This is a genomic window from Prosthecobacter sp., from assembly GCF_046154365.1.
Classification (GTDB): domain Bacteria; phylum Verrucomicrobiota; class Verrucomicrobiia; order Verrucomicrobiales; family Verrucomicrobiaceae; genus Prosthecobacter.
Map to the genome: position 1 here is coordinate 1 of NZ_JBJXFV010000160.1, position 2778 is coordinate 2778.

Below are 2778 nucleotides of genomic sequence, written 5' to 3' on the forward strand. Positions count from 1 at the left end.
CAAACTGCGGGACTCCTTCGAGCATGCTCAGGCCAAAGTCCTTGCCTGATGCGCTGCGGAGCGACTGGATCACCATCGCGGCGTAGTCCATCACGGTATCACCCGCCATCAGGCCCTCCGGCCAGACGCCCGATGGGGCAAAGCGCAGCATGCCTTCACCAAAGACCTTCGCAGCGGCACTGGCGGCGGCTTTGGCCATGTTCGGGTCCTCATCGACGAAGCCCATGGCATTCAGCAGCAGAGCCGAGGCGATGTGCATCTTTTCCAGATTCACCGGTGACTCCTCTTTCTTCTCGGGTGCGGGCGGGTTGCTATCGGAAGATTCCGGCGCGGTGCCAAAGGCCGTGGGCGGCACGGGTTCGCCATGGATGTGGGCGATCAGCGCGTCCACGCCCTTCTGGCGGAGGAAGGCACGAATCTCCGCCGCCTGCTTGGTATTGAAGCCATCGCGGAACCAGTCATAGCCGAGCGTCACAGCGATCACCATGTCAGCCACAGCAGACGCTTCAGTGGGATGCCAGTCACGAAAGTTCGTCTTGTCGCAAAGCAGGATGACTTCACGCACGGCGCGTTCCTTCCATTTCAGATCGCCATCGCCATAATGCAGCGCGGCGAGCAGGGCCATGCGGTAGATCGCGCGGGAGCCCTCGCCTGAGTCACCTTCGCCGTTGATGCGGTTCAGCTCGGGATCCTTGAGCAAATCCTCGCCGGAGGCTTTGAGCGTGGCCATGAGTCTGGTCAGCGCGGGCGTGCCGGCGATTTGATTCTTGATCGCAGCCCATCCGGCAGCGTTTTGAATGAGGCGCGGGCGCACCTTTGCGATGCCGTTGAGGTAATCATTCGCCGATGGAGCCTTGAACTTTGCGGCAGGCAGCACGGTGACCGGCGGAAGCGGCGGAGCGACCTTCCCCTGACCCTCCGCGTGTGCAGGCGCGGCGGCCTGCATCGCCGCGTAGCGCGTCCTGGCATACTCCAGGTCCGCCGGACTCAGGCTGGCGATCGGCACATCATACTCTTTGCCGTCCTTCATCTTGATCTTCACGATGCGTGCCGTTGCATCCACGGAGACCAGCGTGGCCTCGATCTCCTTGCCCGCCGTGTTGGTCCACGGACGATACTCCTCCGCGAGCTGTGCAAATGCCGTGCCGACGATGAAGACGGTGGCAAGGAGACAGTCGGAAAGTTGGCAAGGCTTCATGGCAGAGGATCGGAAAACGATCCGCAAAGACACCAATCCCAACCACATGGTCAAGAGCTTATATTCAGCCCGAGGAGGCAAGGCGGCGGCATCGACAACCTTCGCGGCGCGCCCGGAGATCTCGCTGCGGCGGTGTTTCATCATCTCGGCATCGAACAGAACACCAACTGGCTCGATCCGCAGGGCCGTCCTCGACCCATCGTCGCGGATGAAGGCAAGGTGATCAGCGAAATGGTTGGTTGACCCAGGCTGCGAGCGCATTCTCTCTCTACTCATGAATGCACGCCTTATCCTCGCGATCCTTGCCACCGCGATTCAACTGAACGCTCACGATCTGGTCCTCGCCAATGGTCGCGTCATGGACCCAGCGAGTGGTCTCGATGCCGTGCGGCACATCGGCATCACGGACGGCAAAATCAGCGCGATCTCCGAGACGCCGCTTTCCGGTGACAAGGTTCTCGATGTGGCCGGGCATGTTGTGTCACCCGGTTTCATCGACTTGCACGCGCATGGCCAGACGACGGGAGATTTGCAGATCAAGGCGCAGGACGGTGTGACCACAGCGCTCGAACTCGAAGGCGGCGTGTATCCGGTCGCGGAGTGGTATGCGTCGATGGAAGGCGCCGCGCCGATTCATTATGGAGCCACGGTGGGCCACATCTCGGCCCGCTTTGCCGCGTTTCATCCGCAGCTCAAAACCGGCCAGTGGGCGAGCGGGAAGGCGAGGCTGGCGTTGCTCGGGCCGAAGCCGGATGGCGCGAACAAGGTCGCGGGCGAGGCGGAAATGAAGAGCATGAACGCTGCGATCCGTCGCGGGCTTAACGAAGGTGCGCTGGGCGTTGGTTTTGGCATCAATTACACGCCTGCGGCCACGCCGGAGGAGATCGAGGCGCTATTACGCATCGCAGCGGAACGAAAGGTGCCTGCCTTCGTCCATACTCGCGCCTTTGGCATCGCGCCGATCCGCGAGGCCATTGATAGCGCGAAGAAAACCGGTGCGTCACTCCACATCGTTCACATCGGCAGCAGCAGCATCGGCGATGTGCCGGAGGTGCTGAAACTGATCGACGAAAATCGCGCTGCGGGCATGGACCTCACGACCGAAGTCTATCCCTACACCGCCGCATCCACGTTGCTGGAGTCGGCCATGTTCAATCCCGGCTGGCAGGACAATCTGCGCATCAGCTACGGCGACATCGTCTGGGCGGCGACAGGCGAACTGCTCACGAAGGAGACATTTGAGCAACATCGCAAAGAAGGCGGCTGGGTGATCATGTACATGATGAAGGACGCCAACGTCGAAAAGGCCATCGCGCATCCCGGCGTGATGATCGCCAGCGACGGTGTGCCGTTTGTCGATGGCAAAGGTCATCCGCGAGGTGCTGGCACGTATGCACGCGTGCTCGGCCTGTACTCCCGCGAGAAGAAGCTGCTGCCGCTGATGGATGCGCTGGCGAAGATGACCATCCTGCCCGCCAAACGTCTCGAAGGCCATGTGCCGATGATGAAAAACAAAGGCCGCATCGCCCTCGGTGCCGATGCGGACATCACCGTCTTCGACCCCGCCAAAGTGATCGACC

The 2778-nt window shown here is 61.5% G+C and carries 2 protein-coding genes; one reads left to right on the forward strand and one right to left on the reverse strand.

What is annotated here, in order from left to right:
* Window positions 1–1198: hypothetical protein (locus ACKVY0_RS20395; RefSeq protein ID WP_409216689.1), on the reverse strand; the 1198-nt coding region annotated here is incomplete at its 3' end.
* Between the two features lie 274 nt (window positions 1199–1472).
* Here ACKVY0_RS20395 and ACKVY0_RS20400 point away from each other — a divergent pair.
* Window positions 1473–2778: amidohydrolase family protein (locus ACKVY0_RS20400; RefSeq protein ID WP_409216690.1), on the forward strand; the 1306-nt coding region annotated here is incomplete at its 3' end.